15 protein-coding genes, 1 tRNA gene and 1 pseudogene are annotated in these 14,268 nt (G+C 50.1%); 7 read left to right on the top strand and 10 right to left on the bottom strand.

The genetic code is table 11. The features are described 5' to 3' along the window. Positions 1-31 precede the first annotated feature (31 nt). The 4 genes from NSMM_RS06080 to NSMM_RS06065 all read left to right on the top strand — a co-directional run bounded on the left by NSMM_RS06080 (position 32) and on the right by NSMM_RS06065 (position 4,005). A complete protein-coding gene (locus tag NSMM_RS06080; protein ID WP_090285621.1) occupies positions 32-388 on the top strand; it encodes a ribulose bisphosphate carboxylase small subunit in 357 nt (118 codons plus the stop codon). Positions 389-498: 110 nt separating this feature from the next. Beyond that, positions 499-1,302 carry a CbbQ/NirQ/NorQ/GpvN family protein gene (locus NSMM_RS06075; RefSeq protein ID WP_090285619.1) on the top strand — a complete coding sequence of 268 codons (804 nt, stop codon included), beginning with the start codon at positions 499-501 and terminating at the stop codon, positions 1,300-1,302. Between the two features lie 42 nt (positions 1,303-1,344). Then, positions 1,345-3,678, top strand: a complete 2,334-nt coding sequence (locus NSMM_RS06070; RefSeq protein WP_090285618.1) for a nitric oxide reductase activation protein NorD — start codon at positions 1,345-1,347, stop codon at positions 3,676-3,678. Between the two features lie 24 nt (positions 3,679-3,702). Further along, positions 3,703-4,005 (top strand): hypothetical protein, encoded by a 303-nt coding sequence (locus NSMM_RS06065; protein ID WP_090285616.1) that lies wholly within the window; start codon positions 3,703-3,705, stop codon positions 4,003-4,005. Here NSMM_RS06065 and NSMM_RS06060 read toward each other — a convergent pair whose 3' ends face one another. The 6 genes from NSMM_RS06060 to NSMM_RS06035 all read right to left on the bottom strand — a co-directional run bounded on the left by NSMM_RS06060 (position 4,006) and on the right by NSMM_RS06035 (position 7,308). Beyond that, a complete protein-coding gene (locus NSMM_RS06060) occupies positions 4,006-4,419 on the bottom strand; it encodes a hypothetical protein (protein WP_090285614.1) in 414 nt (137 codons plus the stop codon). A gap of 56 nt (positions 4,420-4,475) precedes the next feature. Further along, positions 4,476-4,552 (bottom strand) — tRNA-Pro (locus NSMM_RS06055). Positions 4,553-4,697: 145 nt separating this feature from the next. Further along, positions 4,698-5,132 carry a ferritin-like domain-containing protein gene (locus NSMM_RS06050; RefSeq protein ID WP_090285612.1) on the bottom strand — a complete coding sequence of 145 codons (435 nt, stop codon included), beginning with the start codon at positions 5,130-5,132 and terminating at the stop codon, positions 4,698-4,700. A gap of 37 nt (positions 5,133-5,169) precedes the next feature. After that, positions 5,170-6,507, bottom strand: coding sequence for a response regulator (locus NSMM_RS15580; protein ID WP_176753871.1), 1,338 nt, complete (start codon positions 6,505-6,507; stop codon positions 5,170-5,172). Between the two features lie 68 nt (positions 6,508-6,575). After that, positions 6,576-6,866, bottom strand: a complete 291-nt coding sequence (locus tag NSMM_RS06040) for a PepSY domain-containing protein (protein ID WP_090285610.1) — start codon at positions 6,864-6,866, stop codon at positions 6,576-6,578. Positions 6,867-6,951: 85 nt separating this feature from the next. After that, positions 6,952-7,308, bottom strand: coding sequence for a hypothetical protein (locus tag NSMM_RS06035; RefSeq protein ID WP_090285608.1), 357 nt, complete (start codon positions 7,306-7,308; stop codon positions 6,952-6,954). 298 nt (positions 7,309-7,606) lie between these two features. On the opposite strand from NSMM_RS06035, the gene NSMM_RS06030 reads away from it, so the two are divergent. Beyond that, the gene (locus tag NSMM_RS06030; RefSeq protein WP_041353761.1) at positions 7,607-8,152 is read left to right on the top strand and encodes a DUF924 family protein; all 546 of its coding nucleotides are present in this window, start codon (positions 7,607-7,609) and stop codon (positions 8,150-8,152) included. Positions 8,153-8,286: 134 nt separating this feature from the next. Here the strand turns inward: NSMM_RS06030 and NSMM_RS06025 are convergent, their stop codons facing one another. Beyond that, positions 8,287-9,276, bottom strand: a complete 990-nt coding sequence (locus NSMM_RS06025) for an integron integrase (RefSeq protein ID WP_090285606.1) — start codon at positions 9,274-9,276, stop codon at positions 8,287-8,289. Between the two features lie 138 nt (positions 9,277-9,414). Here NSMM_RS06025 and NSMM_RS06020 point away from each other — a divergent pair, with 138 nt between their 5' ends. Together NSMM_RS06020 and NSMM_RS06015 are read left to right on the top strand one after the other, a co-directional pair. Beyond that, positions 9,415-10,143, top strand: coding sequence for a hypothetical protein (locus NSMM_RS06020; RefSeq protein ID WP_090285604.1), 729 nt, complete (start codon positions 9,415-9,417; stop codon positions 10,141-10,143). Positions 10,144-10,251: 108 nt separating this feature from the next. Then, complete coding sequence (locus NSMM_RS06015) at positions 10,252-10,920, top strand: hypothetical protein (RefSeq protein ID WP_090285602.1); 669 nt, start codon at positions 10,252-10,254, stop codon at positions 10,918-10,920. 266 nt (positions 10,921-11,186) lie between these two features. On the opposite strand, the pseudogene NSMM_RS06010 reads toward NSMM_RS06015, so the two are convergent. The 3 genes and pseudogenes from NSMM_RS06010 to istA all read right to left on the bottom strand — a co-directional run. Beyond that, positions 11,187-11,771, bottom strand: a pseudogene (locus NSMM_RS06010) (IS91 family transposase); the annotation flags it as partial. 78 nt (positions 11,772-11,849) lie between these two features. Then, a complete protein-coding gene (gene istB / locus NSMM_RS06005) occupies positions 11,850-12,605 on the bottom strand; it encodes an IS21-like element helper ATPase IstB (protein ID WP_090285598.1) in 756 nt (251 codons plus the stop codon). 25 nt (positions 12,606-12,630) lie between these two features. Continuing rightward, positions 12,631-14,169, bottom strand: a complete 1,539-nt coding sequence (istA, locus tag NSMM_RS06000) for an IS21 family transposase (protein WP_090285596.1) — start codon at positions 14,167-14,169, stop codon at positions 12,631-12,633. Positions 14,170-14,268 lie beyond the last annotated feature (99 nt).

Raw genomic sequence — 14,268 nt, 5'->3', positions numbered from 1 at the left:
GGAATAACTTACTTTTTATCAGGAGTAGTAAATGTCTGAAATGATTGATTACAGTAGCCGTCTGAGCGATCCAGCCAGCCGTAAATTTGAAACCTTTTCCTATTTGCCGGCTTTGAGCAAGGATCAGATCAAAAAGCAGGTCGAATATATTGTGAAAAAAGGCTGGAATCCAGCAGTAGAACATACCGAACCAGAATATCTGATGAGTAATTACTGGTATATGTGGAAACTGCCGATGTTTGGTGAAACCGATGTGGATCATATTCTGAAGGAAGCGGAAGCTTGCCATAAAGCCAATCCAAACAATCATGTCCGTCTGATTGGCTACGACAACTTAGCGCAAAGCCAGGGAACGTCGATGGTGATTTACCGCGGTAAAACAGTTTAAGCACGCAACGCGGGACATATGAATCAACCCCCGTTGCTGGAAGGTGGCGGGGGTTTTATTTTGCCTGTCAATAAGGTTGCGAGTGTTGTGGTTAAATGCGGGAGAAAATAATGAGCGATGCAATCAAACAGTTTTTTATTAAAAATGAGCCTTATTACCGCCAAGTTGCGGATGAAGTCACGTTATACGAGGCAGCCTATTCGGTGCGTATGCCCATGATGCTGAAAGGCCCGACGGGTTGTGGTAAAACTCGTTTTGTTGAATACATGGCGTGGAAACTGAAAAAACCGCTGATCACAGTTGCCTGTAACGAGGATATGACCGCCTCCGATCTGGTTGGGCGGTTTTTGTTGGATGCAGAAGGAACGCGCTGGCAGGATGGTCCGTTGACGACAGCGGCACGTTTTGGCGCAATCTGCTACTTGGATGAAGTGGTAGAGGCGAGGCAAGATACGACTGTCGTGATCCATCCGCTGACCGATAATCGCAGAATACTGCCTCTGGAGAAAAAAGGAGAACTGGTGCATGCGCACGCTGATTTTCAGCTGGTGATTTCCTACAACCCTGGTTATCAGAGCCTGATGAAAGATTTGAAGCAATCTACCAAACAACGTTTTGGCGCGCTCGATTTCAATTATCCGCAAGCAGATATCGAAACTGAAATCGTCATGCATGAAACAGGTATTAAAGCTGACGTGGCTGGCAAGCTGGTGGCGATTGCCGAGCGCGCGCGTAATCTGAAAGGGCATGGCCTTGATGAAGGTATTTCAACGCGGATGTTGATCTATGCGGGCAGCCTGATTGCCAAAGGTGTGGATGTGCATGCCGCTTGTCACATGGCATTGGTGCGACCCATTACGGATGACCCGGATATGCGCGATGCGCTTGATGCTGCGGTAACAACTTTCTTCTGATCTCGGCCTATGAGGTCGGAATAACATTTTTCGGAGGGAAGTATGAGTGTAAAACTGACAGACTACGATGAATTATTAGAATCGTTGCCACCCGAATCCAGGGCACTGCTGGAGAATACTTGGCATGATGCAACGCGGATCCTCTCACCACGCGGATTGGATAACTACCTGAAGGGAATATCTGCGCTCCAGGGGCTTGGGCGAGGCCGTGGCCTGGTTGAAGCCTGGATTGACGAAGTGCCATTGGTGGCCAGAGAGGTGGGCGAGGATGTGATCAGTGAGCTTGCTACCACTTGTCTGACGCTGGCATCAAAAACTTCGGGTGCAGTAGTGGAGCTCATCATTGCAACGGCAGCAACGGCAGCCAGCAGACTGGGTGATACAAGCCTGTTTCTCAATTATTTGCAGTTTATCGGGCATTTAATCGCTCAGGCACCGCGTGGTGTAAGGCCAATGTTGGATAAACTGGATTTCCTGTTCAGTCAATTAACGTTGGGCGGACTGCGGCGCTGGGCATTGTGGGGTGCACACGCGCATCGCACAGATTACGAGGAGCAGATCGAGTACTTCAGTCTCAGCTCCAAAGAATCACTTGCCATGTTGCAGAAGGAGCGCAAAGGGACACTGTTCGTCGATATCCAGCGTCGAATCAATATGTATCTGCGAGCACTGTGGGCACGAGATTTTTACATGCGCCCGACTTCCGGGGATTTTGAAACCCGCGAAGGTTATCGCCCTTTTATAGACGACTATATTATTCATTTACCGGATGCGTTTGATACGTGTGGCGATGTGTCAGCCACTGAAGTATATCGCGCGGCGGCAACTCATGCAGCAGCTCATTTGGTTGAAACCAGAGCACCCATTTCCGCGGAATCATTGAATCCATTGCAGATGGCAATTATTGCCGTCATTGAAGATGCTCGTGTCGAGGCATTGACCATCCGACGGTTTCCAAAGCTGCGCGAGCTCTGGGCAGTGTTGCATACTGCAACTCCTGAGATGCAGGAAAGTATCGGTGACTATTTGAATCGCCTGGCGCGTGCGTTGCTTGACCCGGATTACCACGATTCCGATGAGTGGGTCAGCCAGGGGCGTTTGCTATTCGCACAGGCACAGGAACAGGAACGCTTGCTTGATAATCAGATCAGTTGGGATATCGGTGTGCAGCTGGCGCACGAAATCACAGCCAAGCGGCTGGCATTCAATCCACGAACGGATATATTGACTGCACCGTATCGTGATGACAATCGTTATTTCTGGGAATTTGAGGAATTCGATTTTGAACGTTCAATTGCTGCGGGTTATGAAGCACCCAAGCAAGTGCGCAAAAACGTCAGTATTATGGAATTCATCAATGAACTGGATGTTGAGACTGCGGGTGACGACGCACAGGAAATCTGGGTGCTTGGAACAGAATTGTTCCCGTATGAAGACCACGGAGTTTCCTACAATACGCTGGAAGGCAAGGAGCCACTGGCGTCACCGTTTCACTATGCTGAATGGGATTATCAGATTCAGCTGGAGCGTCCGTCCTGGGTAACTGTCCAGGAAAAGCGACCAAAATTGGGTGATATGGAGCTGGTCAATGAAATTACCACTCAATACAAACGTGAAATTCACCGGATGAAATTTCTGCTGGACGCGATGCAGCCGCAAGGTGTGCAGCGTATTCGCAAACTGGAAGATGGCGATGAGATCGATATCAATGCTGCCGTTGCGTCCTTAATCGATATCCGGATGGGGCTACAGCCCGATCCGCGGGTGATGATGCGCTCAGTGCGCAAAGTACGGGATATCGCGGTATTGGTTCTGCTGGATCTGTCTGAATCTACTAATGATGTTGTTGCAGGGCAGGATTTCTCGGTACTCGATTTGACTCGGCAAGCGACGGTACTGCTGGCGGATGCCATCAACCGCATTGGTGACCCGTTTGCGATACACGGTTTTTGCTCGGATGGCCGACACGATGTTGAATATTACCGTTTCAAGGATTTCGATCAACCTTATAATGAGTTGCCCAAAACTAGACTGGCCGGGATGAAGGGCCAGCTCTCCACTCGCATGGGCGCGGCTATTCGGCATGCCAATCATTACCTAAAACTACAGACGGCGTCCAAAAAATTGCTGCTGGTGATCACGGATGGAGAGCCTGCTGATGTAGATGTGCGTGATCCGCAATACCTCCGTTTCGATACCAAGAAGGCTGTGGAGGAGGCCGCACGTAACGGTGTCGTTACCTATTGCATGAGCCTTGACCCGCGCGGGGATCAATATGTTTCAAGAATATTCGGTGAACGCAATTATATGGTGGTCGATCATGTGCAACGGTTGCCAGAAAAATTACCATTGCTGTATGCTGGCCTGACACGTTAAATACATAATAAATGGGATGAGAGGATGAATGAACAGCACTATTGCGGAATTGACCACGATAAGGATGGCGGTTTGACACATCTTGGACGGATTGTTATCGATGCCTGGCTATTCGGTATTTTGCCCGAAACTGAAACTTGTCAAGGCTGGAGTTCATCACAAATGCAGAATCTGTATGAGAAGGTACATGCGGCATGGGAAGATTCTGCGCATTTGCCCAGTCGATTGCCGCCGGAATTGCAGCAACGGCATTCATTTTTATATGAACAACGGATTCTGATAGCAAAACGTAGTGGTTGGAACACCGAATTGGGGGATGATGATTGATCAGTCTCCGATTTTTTTTGCTGGAAATTTGATGATCTTTGCAGGGCTGTCAGGGTGTTCCTTTGCCATCATCGCGCGCAGCGCCAGCGGGAATTCCTGTTGCAGGCGCAACATAACCGATGTCTGGTTTTCTCTGTAAAAAACTGCATCATAGGTAACTGCCTGATTCAGCGCATTTCGCTCCCACGAATGGAAGCGCTGCCAGGAAATATCGATCCAGCATTTGCGTTCGCCATCTATGAAAATAAATTCTTCTGCATCAATGATAGCTAGAAACTGCATACTGCGAATAGGGACAAACAGATTTCCGGATGGACATCTGGCAAGCAGACTGACCGCCATATTATAAGTGGCAGCAGGTAGTGTCCGTCGCTCGCGGCTAATCTCAGTTTCGCGGTAACAGCTGATTTCCATATTCGGTCTCAACAGTTTGTAATCAGAAGACTGAAAGAGTCTAGTAAACGATAGGGTGGTCGGGGTGAGAGGATTTGAACCTCCGGCTCCTGCGTCCCGAACGCAGTACTCTACCAGGCTGAGCTACACCCCGAATAAAAAGGGGATGCCACCCTATATTATTCTTTCTCGCCGATTTCCTCGCTGCGTGATGTGATGCGGCATCCCGGCAAATACAGTGCGCTTGGTCTCGGCATTCATGGATTGTAACTGAATCCAATAAGTAGCGTCCCCTTTTTTCATTGGCAGCGTTGCCGTCCTTGACCTTGACTTCCTTCTCTCTCAACACATCGCTGAAAAGCAGGAAGATGGTTTTCTGTTGACGCTCTTTGCAATTGCATAAGCACATGTTGAACGTCAGGATAATCTGATGTCAACCTGAGCAGCCTGTCATACATTTTACCATTTCCAATTTCTGCTTCTACTCCCACCCGACAGGCTTCCAAAATGGATTGAGGTGTTTCAATGTGTGAAGCCCAGTCATCCTCTGGAATAGCAATGTCATATTTATCAAATAGGGGCAATAAGGCATTGATGTGCCGGCTCTCCGCATCTACGATATTAATGAATGGGCGTATGTCACCAAACTTTTGAATGACAGCGCGATATGTTGCGCGTGCCTTATATTCATCGTTGATAGCTTCTATAAGAATATTACTTAAAGTTTCTGACATTATTCTCTTCTCTGGGAAAAGGGAACGCTACTCTATATTATTCTTTCTTCGGGCGTCCTGATGGACGGTAGTGTAATGGCCTGCCAACAATTTTCTCCAACCCGTGAATAAATTTATCCGCTCCGCAAGGCAATCCTTTTTCAGTATTTCTTCGTAACACCTCCAGTTCATGAGGATCATCGTCTTCAGTCAACCATGTTGACCAATCCGAAATTGATTCGCATTGTTGCTTCCACTCTGGCTTTTGGCTTAATAATTCATCATCTTTCAATCTGCAATGCGCTGCGGCACTCGACCAGAGGTATTCTTCCGCTTTGACAACTATTCCTACCCTCACCGGATTACGTTCTACATAACGAATAGCTGCCCATAAATAAGCATCCCCCAAAGGGGATGAGAAAAATCGCCCTTGCCATAAGTGACCTTTCCATCCATGATTCCGGTTTATTTTCTGTGCATAGCGCATATGCAATGGTTTTAAAACCTTTTGCAATCCTGCCTCTGTTTCAGGAACTGCAACAAGGTGTATGTGATTTGTCATCAGACAGTAAGCCAAAATGTCCACACCGTGTTTGCCGCAATACTCTTTTAACCAATCGAGATAGGTTTTCCGATCTTCATCGGAGAAAAATACATCATCTCGCCGATTTCCTCGCTGTGCGATGTGATGTGGTATCCCGGCGAATACAGTTCTGCTTAGTCTTGGCATTTGTGGATTGTAGCTGAATCCAATAAGAAAGGGTAGCGTCCCCTTTTTTATGCCAGCGGGATCAAGTTTGCGCCGCAACCTGCCAATCATGACCTCAAGCACATTGCTGTCTCGATCTTCGTCATGTGGATAAAGGGCGTATGCAAGTATTTGTTTAGAAAACACTTCACCACGATGACGCACCAGTTCTTCCAGCAAGCGGTATTCAAATGAGGTTAATTCGATATTTACACCATTGATGGAAACCTGTTGTGCTGTCATATCCACCGCGATAGGGCCGCATTCCAGCAAGGTCTGCGGGATGCCGTTGGCACGGCGCAATAATGCTTTGACCCGGGCTTGCAGTTCTTCCATTTGAAATGGCTTGGTCAGGTAATCATCCGCACCCATTTCCAGGCCGCGCACCTTGTCTTGCCAACTGCTGCGCGCGGTCAGAATCAAAATTGGCAGGAGACTGCCCCGCTGTCGCAGTGCCTTGATTACATCCAGACCGGATTTACCGGACAGGCCAATATCGATAATGGCGGCATTCAAACGGTATTCCGTAGCGAGAAACAACCCTTCTTCGCCATTGTTGCAAGTATCAACCATGTAACCTGCTGCTTCCAGTTGCTGACGAATCTGGTTTTGCAAAAGGAATTCATCTTCGATAACCAGAATGCGCATTCAAGCCTCTTGTCTCACAGGGTGACAATAAAATGCGTTGAATTGAATCATGAAATTTACTTTGAAGATTAATGCGTGGATACAACCGCGCCATTCTGTGCATTGATCAGAACGGTATGCACTATGCCCTGGTCACTCAGTATTTTAATGCGGTAGAGATTATCAGTTCGGTTGATTGCCAGCACACGTCCCCTGAAATGTTGTTGTGCGATGGCGATTGCCCGCTGTTCCGAAATGCCGTTTGCTGAACTGCCTGCTTTGCTGCGCTCACTGGCTGTACTATGTCGGCTGGCGGTGGTGTCGGATATTGCAGCGATCATGATTAGCACAACCAATAACGCTTGCTGCCATCCATTCATAAGCCCTTATCCTTGCACGCCGATAATTAAAATCAGGCGGAAGCAGAATAAGTTTTTAATTTAGATCTGCCTCTCGCTTTTCGCATCAGAAACGTAACATAAAATCCACATTCCCGGCACTGATCCCCATATTCATTCGGGGTGGTACAACATATACCGGAGCCGGGGGGTAATAGTTGTAATTGTAATTATATTGTGATTGCGGGTAGTGTTGCTGATAATAGACAGGCGGCTGACTATAGATGTGTACATGCCCGTTAGAGTGGCGATGATGATCATGATGGTGATGATGATCGTGGTGCTTATGCTTATGGCGCTTATGCTTATGATGGGAATGGCCATGATGTCCTCTATCAGCGTGCGCCAAGGAGGGTGTTGCCAGACTGGCAGTCAATAATGTGGTTAGTGCCAGACCAATCAGTTTTTTGGTTTTGACGTTCATGATATTTCTCCTTGGTATTATTCTTTTCAGGTTGATTCCTGATGCTGCCAATGTTATGGCACCCAGCCTGAACCCAAGCTGAATAGGAAAACCCACTACCCGACCATCGTTCAATTAGTGTAATTTCTATCGTTTTAAGCATGGCACCCCACTGGAATCACAATCTGGTTTTTCCCGGTTTTTGAGGACACCGTGAACCGGATCACACATCTGAGAGGCGTTAAAACCAGGTGTAATAATTTAGTGATTCGAGATATCAGGTTTGAACGTTAACTTTTCGAAGCTCGATAGCATGGTAATGAAAATATACACAGAGGTTCTGTCATTCTGGTTCCAGGAAATCAAGGAAAAACTCTGGTTTTCTGCTGATGCAAACTTTGATGAACTGATTCGTCAGCGTTTCTCCGGTTTAATTCAGCAGGCCGCCGCTGCCGAATTGTTTTCATGGCGGACGACTGCGACAGGCCGTCTTGCTGAAATCATCGTGCTGGATCAATTTTCGCGTAATGTCTATCGTGATACCCCACAGGCATTTGCCCAGGATCCCATGGCATTGGCGCTTGCCCAGGAAGCTGTCGCTTCCGGCGCACTGCAGTCATTGAATCAGAAGCAACGCGGTTTCCTGTTGCTGCCTTATATGCACAGTGAATCGCGGCAGATACATGTCGTGGCAGCAGCACTCCATAAGGATTTTGCCTCGGCAAAAAGCTATTACTACGAACAGCGACACAAAGCCATCATTGACCATTTTGGCCGCTACCCGCACAGAAATAAAATTCTGGGACGAATTTCCACGCCGGAAGAACAAGCGTTTCTGAAGCAGCCACTCTCACATTTCCATTAAGGAGCCTGTAAAAAACTACCTGTGCTGCCATTTCTGCGTTTAAAGTTTGCTCAAAAGCTTCCATTCTTTTGCTAACTTTGTCCTTGAACTGCCTATAAGTGTTAGGCAATTGGAAACATTCTGATTAATCAGTTTTACAGATGATCCAGCGGGCTGATCACACCTTTGCCACCTTTGTTCAGTACATGGGTATAAATCATTGTGGTGGCAACATCACTATGCCCTAATAGCTCTTGCACTGTACGAATATCATAGCCAGCTTGTAAAAGATGCGTGGCAAAGGAATGGCGCAGGGTATGTGGTGTAGCTGGCTTGGTCACTCCCGCTGCCAGCACTGCCTTCTTCATCGCACGCTGCAGCAATTTTTCATCCATATGATGATGTCGCTCTACACCACTGCGCGGATCAACTGAATAGCTCTTGGCAACAAAAATATACTGCCAAATCCAGTCAGTCGCCGCCTTTGGATATTTTCGCTCCAGTGCATCCGGTAAATACACTGCGGCCATATCTTTGGCCAGATCATCCTCGTAGAGCAATCGCCGGTGTCGTATATGCTCATTCAAAATCGGGATCAAACTTTGCGGCAACATTGTTACCCGATCTTTTGCCCCCTTGCCATCGCGCACCAGTATTTCAGCTCGCTCAAAATCCACATCTTTAACCCGCAAACGTACACATTCCATTAACCGCATACCGGTGCCATACAGCAAGCGCGCCATTAAGCCATGTGCTCCTGTCATCCGACCCAACACCGCCTGTACCTCATTATGCGTCAGCACCACTGGCAAACGTGCCGGCCGCTTTGCTCGCACCACGTTGTCAAGCCAGGGCAAATCGATTTCCAGCACTTCCCGATATAAAAACAGCAAAGCTGAAAGTGCCTGATTCTGCGTTGATGCCGCCACCCTGCCCGATACAGCAAGATGTGTCAAAAAAGCCTCCACCTCCCCGGCCCCCATCTCCTGTGGATGCCGTTTATCATGAAATAAAATGAAGCGCCGTACCCACTGGACATATTGCACCTCAGTCCTTATGCTGTAATGCTTTAAACGCAGCTTGTCACGAAGCTGATCAAGTAACTTGGGTGAAGTCGGCGCATGAGATGGTGGCATTTTATTCATATTTCTTTTAAATTCATTGTGTTATCAAATAATAGATTTGTTATACACCTTCTTGTTAAGAAGTATACACCGCTTGCGGTGTATACTGAACGTTATGCCGCAGAAAAAGTGGTGGGGTAATTGGTGGGGAAATTAATAATGAAGGGCTTGATAGTGAAAGAAATTTTGCCGCAATCTGAAATTCAATGGCTAAAGCTTGCTGGAGCGCTTTTGCTCATTTTTGCAGCGGTCTATCTTCCAGCTGTGGCCGCCGAATCAGCTGGTTCCGTAATTGCCGTGAGCGCTGCACTTTCTGCGGTTGGCGGAGCACTTCTTGCAGATTCATTCGTTACTGCAAGAAGATTTATGAAGACTATTTCGCCTCGGCTAAATTCGATCAATCGTCTATTGGCAACAATAACTTCGCAAATCAGCTCAATCATCGTTCAAGAGAAGGGGGCGACAGGTGAGCACTTGGTTATAAGTAGACTCTCGGAGATCGTTCCTAGTCTGAGAGCGATTATTGCTGATATAAATGATCTCGCCGGGGAAAAGTTTGACCCGAAAATAATCAACGAAACTATTGATTCAATTGGAGAAGTCATCACGCAGCTGGAACGAGGAAAGATAAAGCCAAACTCCGAAACTCTGACAGTTTTCCTCAAAACCTTACGCGACAATCTCAAGCAAGAAAGTCCTGCTGGGATACGCACATCAGTCGATTGTCCGTACACAGACTGTGATGGGAAAACGGAAGTGGAATTGGGAGAATACCCCTCAACAAGTCGGGTTGTTGGCTGCGATAAATGTCACAACAAATTCCACGCACACAGAACGAGCGATGGCGCAGTAGAAACGAAGGAATGGGGTGCAAATAAAGCGGCATAACAAATCGTTGCAGCGGACATTTGACCCGCCACCCATTTTTGCTATCGCAAAAACAGGCGTCGCCTCAAATGCCGCTGAACTCAGGCGTTAGGCGCCGCAAACACACTCATGGCACATCCCCCGCAGAGTGAAGCTGTCGAAGCGCTCCTGCTTCAAGTTGAAGCGGACGCAGAGCGCATGCGCGAGGTCATGACTGAGGTCGTGGTTCCGGCTGGTAGTCCCATGTTTCCGCTCGACTTTCTTGCCTTTGCCGCTGCAAAGCGACATGCCAGCACAACGAGCGCCTTCGGTGCCATGGTGAGATCTTGGAACATGGTCATCGCCCGTGCACTTCTCAGAATGCATATTGACACGTCGCTTCGCTTCTCGGCGGCATGGCATGTGGCCGATCCGCATGCCTTCGCTACTTCGGTCCTGAAGGGTGAGCGGATCGACAAGCTGAAAACTCGGACCGGCACGCGTTTGACCGATTCGCACCTCGTACAACTGCATAGGGATGAGCATCCTTGGCTGCCCGCGGTCTACAAGCACTTATCGGGGTACGTACACTTTTCCGGCGCACACATTGCGGATGCGATCGAGGGACTTGGCGACGCAGACCGTACAGTCCAGTTCCTGGTCTCAGACCAGGACCTTAAGTTTCCGGAGTTCAGTTGGGTAGAAGTCCTTGACTGCTTTCGCGAGGCCACATCGATCCTTGGAACGTTCCTTCAGGGCTGGGGAGCAACCAAGAAGTTGTCCGATGCACAACTTGAAGCGTTGCGCGGCGGCGCCTAACGAGTAAGGTTAGGTCGTGCTAGCCACGACCTGAACCGTTTGTTGGACGAACCCGGCAGGGCTACCGACAACACGATGCAAATATATCTTCATCCCCTCCTGCAAATCTAGCTATTTTCCCCTCAACTACCCAAAACCACCCCATTTAAACTGAGTTTCAAACCATTTTTCAATGTAAACGTGGCGATTTTGCTGTGGTTTTGGCCATTTTTAGAATGAGTTTAGCCGCACCTGCCGGTTTGGGCAGGTTGGCGGAGTGTGAAGGGTTACATGGCCGTCTCCCGAGCTTTATCTTGTTGCATGATGTGAGCCCATACAGTGTTAACCCGAGTACGTAAGATACGCATGGGCTGTTGGCAGCACGCACACTTTATCGTTGGGCGTGGTGTAGGTGGCGGTGTAGCAATGCGTTTGATTAACTGCACCCATTTGACCAGCTTGCAGTTGGGATGTAAAAAACCGTAGTTGCGGGCGCGGCGGAAGCCTTTGGGCAGGATGTGTTTCAAGATAAGTTTCAGAAACGACACGCCGTCCAGTATGCGGGTTTGCCATTGTTTGGTTTGTCCGTTTTGATAGCGGAAAGTCACTTGCCCGTTTTCATTGGACAAGATGTGCTTCTCCGGCAACACGCCACGGTATAAATAACGTCCCAGATACACCAAGGCCTTATCACCCGCGCCCACAGCCTGACAATCGACCACCCAATCGGCCGGATAATTGGCAGGCAAGGCAATCCCCGCTTGGCGCAATCCATCCAGTATCTTGGCGCGAAACACTTTGGCCAAGGCTTTGTGGCAGAACAAATACTTCACCTCCTTTTGTCGCCACAAACGCTGTTTGTTATCAAATGCTTGCGTATTCCACGGAAACTGGACACTCAGTCCACGGCAAACTGGACAGTCGGAGCGTAGCGACGCGGGGGTTGTTTTTTACTCCTGATTTGAGGGTTTAGTCAAATCTCTTTTGCTCTTTCTGATCGACTCGCCGGACAGATCCAGTTTATGTGCGTTATGCACGAGCCGATCCAGAATGGCATCCGCCAGGATGGGATCGCCGATTGATTCATGCCAGTCGTCCACCTTCAACTGACTGGTGACGATGGTCGAGCGCTGGTTATAGCGGTCATCCAGTATTTCCAACAAATCGCGCCGCGCGGAATCCGTCAGCATCGCCACGCCCCAATCGTCCAGCAGCAGAACATCGACCTTGGCGAGCTGCGTGATGAATTTCACATAACGCCCGTCGCCATGCGCAACGGCCAATTCCTCGAACAGACGCGGCACGCGCACATACAGAGACGAATAGCCCAGCCGGCACGCCTGATTGGTCAAAGCACAGGCCAGCCAGGTTTTACCCAGTCCGGTCAGCCCCGTGATCAACACGTTCTGGTGCTCTTTGATCCATGAGCCTGCCAGCAGCCGGTTGAACAAGATTCGATCCAGGCCGCGCGCCACGCGGTAATCGACATCTTCCGGCGTGGCCGCATGTTTCAGCCTGGCGCGGCGCAATCGTGCCGTGGTCTGCATGGATGCGCGTTCGCTGGCCTCGCGTTCGACCAACAGGCCGAGACGTTCCTCGAACGACATGCGGTCAAGTTCGGGCAATCGCTGCTGTTCGTTCAGCGCCTTTGCCATGCCGAACAGGCGCAGTTGGTTGAGTTGCTGGTAGGTGGGGTGATTCAACATGCCGTTTCTCCTTGGTGGGTTGTGGTTAGTGGTAATACTCGGGGCCGCGCACCGTGCTGTGCGTGAGCGGCAAGGTGGTTTGCGCGGCTTCCGTCTGGATTTGTTTATCCAGCCCATTCTTGAGGATGGAGCTGACACTGCGGTAGTTGGCCGCGTTCAGGGCAAGCGCGCGAGTGCAGGCGGCTTCCAACCTCTGATTGCTGTAATCGCGACCCATGCGCAGCACGCCCAGACAGGCGCGGTAACTTTGTTGCGGGTGCTTGCGCTGCCCCAACATGATCTCCACCGTCGCGCGTGTGTCAGGCCCTACCTTCTGCGCCCAGTCGAGCAGGCGTTTGGCATTCCAACCCGCCACTTGCTGATGCGCCGGTGTCATATGCGCATCGATGGTGGTGTGCCGCCCTTTGAGCAAACTTCTGGCATGTGCGGCGATGCGGCTGCCGCGATGGAATATTTCAACCGTCGTTGCAGTGAAGCGCACATCCACTTCCTGACGAGCGAACCGGTACGGCGCCGAGTAATAGTGGCCTGCGATCTCAACGTGATAGTCAATGCCGACACGAGCGATCTTCCATTCGGCGAATTGGTAGCGATCCGCCGGCAATGCTTTGAGTGCCGGGCAGTCGAACTCGACGAACGCGCGGTGGCGGCAACCGGGCAGTTTCTTGAATGGGCGCTGGTTCAAGTCGGCCAGCAATGCCGATATGGCGCGGTTGGCCTCTTCCAGACTGAAGAAATGCTGGTTGCGCAGCCGTGCCAGTATCCAGCGTTCGACCACCAGCACGCCATTCTCCACCTTGGCCTTGTCGCGCGGACGGCGAGCGCGTGCCGGTAGAACCGTCACGCCATAGTGCGTGGCCAAGTCGCGGTAAGTCGGGTTCAACTCCGGATCGTAATAGGAGGGATGCTTGACGCCTGACTTGAGGTTGTCTGGCACCAGGATGTCCGGCACGCCCCCGATGAACTCGAAGGCGCGCACATGGGAGCCGATCCAATCGGGCAGCTGCTGTGTCCAGGTGGCTTCAGCAAAGGTGTAGTTGGATGCGCCGAGTACGGCAACAAAGAGTTGCGCATACCTGACTTCCCCCGTCAGCCCGTCAATAATCTGCAAGGTCTGCCCGGCATAATCGACGAACAGCTTATCGCCTGGCGTGTGCGTTTGCCGCATGGTGACCGACAGCTTGCCCACCCATTGCCGGTAGCGTTCGCAGAACCAGCTGTATTGGTAACCGTCAGGGTGTGCCGCTTTATATTCCTGCCACAGCAACTCCAGCGTAACGCTCTTCTTGCGCATTTCGCGATGCGCCCAGACCCAGTCCGGCTCGGACCGAACAATATCAGAAGGCACAACTGGCGGGAACAGCCGCCGTTCGAGTGCCAGATCACCCATACCTTCGGGTAGCGGATAGCTCAGGCCAGCGGCCTTGGCACGGCGAAGATAATCGCAAACAGTGGTCGGCGACGCGCCGATGGCGCGGGAAATTTCCCGGTTAGAGCGACCGCATTCGAAATGCAGCCGGAGTGTTTCTGTAATTTTGCGCATGGATAACCTGTTGTTGGCCATGTGGTCCCCCGGAAAAAATCTCCGAGGTTGCCACGGTTATCCCGCGTACCGCTACGTCTCTAATTTCACTGTCCAGTTTGACGTGGAATCAGTGTCCAG

The sequence above is a fragment of the Nitrosomonas mobilis genome (genome assembly GCF_900103035.1).
GTDB classification, from domain to species: Bacteria; Pseudomonadota; Gammaproteobacteria; order Burkholderiales; family Nitrosomonadaceae; genus Nitrosomonas; species Nitrosomonas mobilis.
The sequence above is the reverse complement of the archived record's forward strand: the minus strand, read 5'-3'. Positions and strand labels throughout refer to the sequence as shown.

What these genes read in the sequence shown, in the direction of transcription:
- NSMM_RS06065 (WP_090285616.1), top strand. Translation starts at nt 3,703, where the DNA reads ATGAATGAACAGCACTATTGCGGAATTGACCACGATAAGGATGGCGGT.
- NSMM_RS06030 (WP_041353761.1), top strand. Translation starts at nt 7,607, where the DNA reads ATGAAAATATACACAGAGGTTCTGTCATTCTGGTTCCAGGAAATCAAG.
- NSMM_RS06015 (WP_090285602.1), top strand. Translation starts at nt 10,252, where the DNA reads ATGGCACATCCCCCGCAGAGTGAAGCTGTCGAAGCGCTCCTGCTTCAA.
- NSMM_RS06080 (WP_090285621.1), top strand. Translation starts at nt 32, where the DNA reads ATGTCTGAAATGATTGATTACAGTAGCCGTCTGAGCGATCCAGCCAGC.
- NSMM_RS06040 (WP_090285610.1), bottom strand. Translation starts at nt 6,866, where the DNA reads ATGAATGGATGGCAGCAAGCGTTATTGGTTGTGCTAATCATGATCGCT.
- NSMM_RS06025 (WP_090285606.1), bottom strand. Translation starts at nt 9,276, where the DNA reads ATGAATAAAATGCCACCATCTCATGCGCCGACTTCACCCAAGTTACTT.
- NSMM_RS06035 (WP_090285608.1), bottom strand. Translation starts at nt 7,308, where the DNA reads ATGAACGTCAAAACCAAAAAACTGATTGGTCTGGCACTAACCACATTA.
- istA (WP_090285596.1), bottom strand. Translation starts at nt 14,169, where the DNA reads ATGGCCAACAACAGGTTATCCATGCGCAAAATTACAGAAACACTCCGG.
- NSMM_RS06075 (WP_090285619.1), top strand. Translation starts at nt 499, where the DNA reads ATGAGCGATGCAATCAAACAGTTTTTTATTAAAAATGAGCCTTATTAC.
- NSMM_RS06050 (WP_090285612.1), bottom strand. Translation starts at nt 5,132, where the DNA reads ATGTCAGAAACTTTAAGTAATATTCTTATAGAAGCTATCAACGATGAA.
- istB (WP_090285598.1), bottom strand. Translation starts at nt 12,605, where the DNA reads ATGTTGAATCACCCCACCTACCAGCAACTCAACCAACTGCGCCTGTTC.
- NSMM_RS06060 (WP_090285614.1), bottom strand. Translation starts at nt 4,419, where the DNA reads ATGGAAATCAGCTGTTACCGCGAAACTGAGATTAGCCGCGAGCGACGG.
- NSMM_RS06020 (WP_090285604.1), top strand. Translation starts at nt 9,415, where the DNA reads ATGAAGGGCTTGATAGTGAAAGAAATTTTGCCGCAATCTGAAATTCAA.
- NSMM_RS15580 (WP_176753871.1), bottom strand. Translation starts at nt 6,507, where the DNA reads ATGCGCATTCTGGTTATCGAAGATGAATTCCTTTTGCAAAACCAGATT.
- NSMM_RS06070 (WP_090285618.1), top strand. Translation starts at nt 1,345, where the DNA reads ATGAGTGTAAAACTGACAGACTACGATGAATTATTAGAATCGTTGCCA.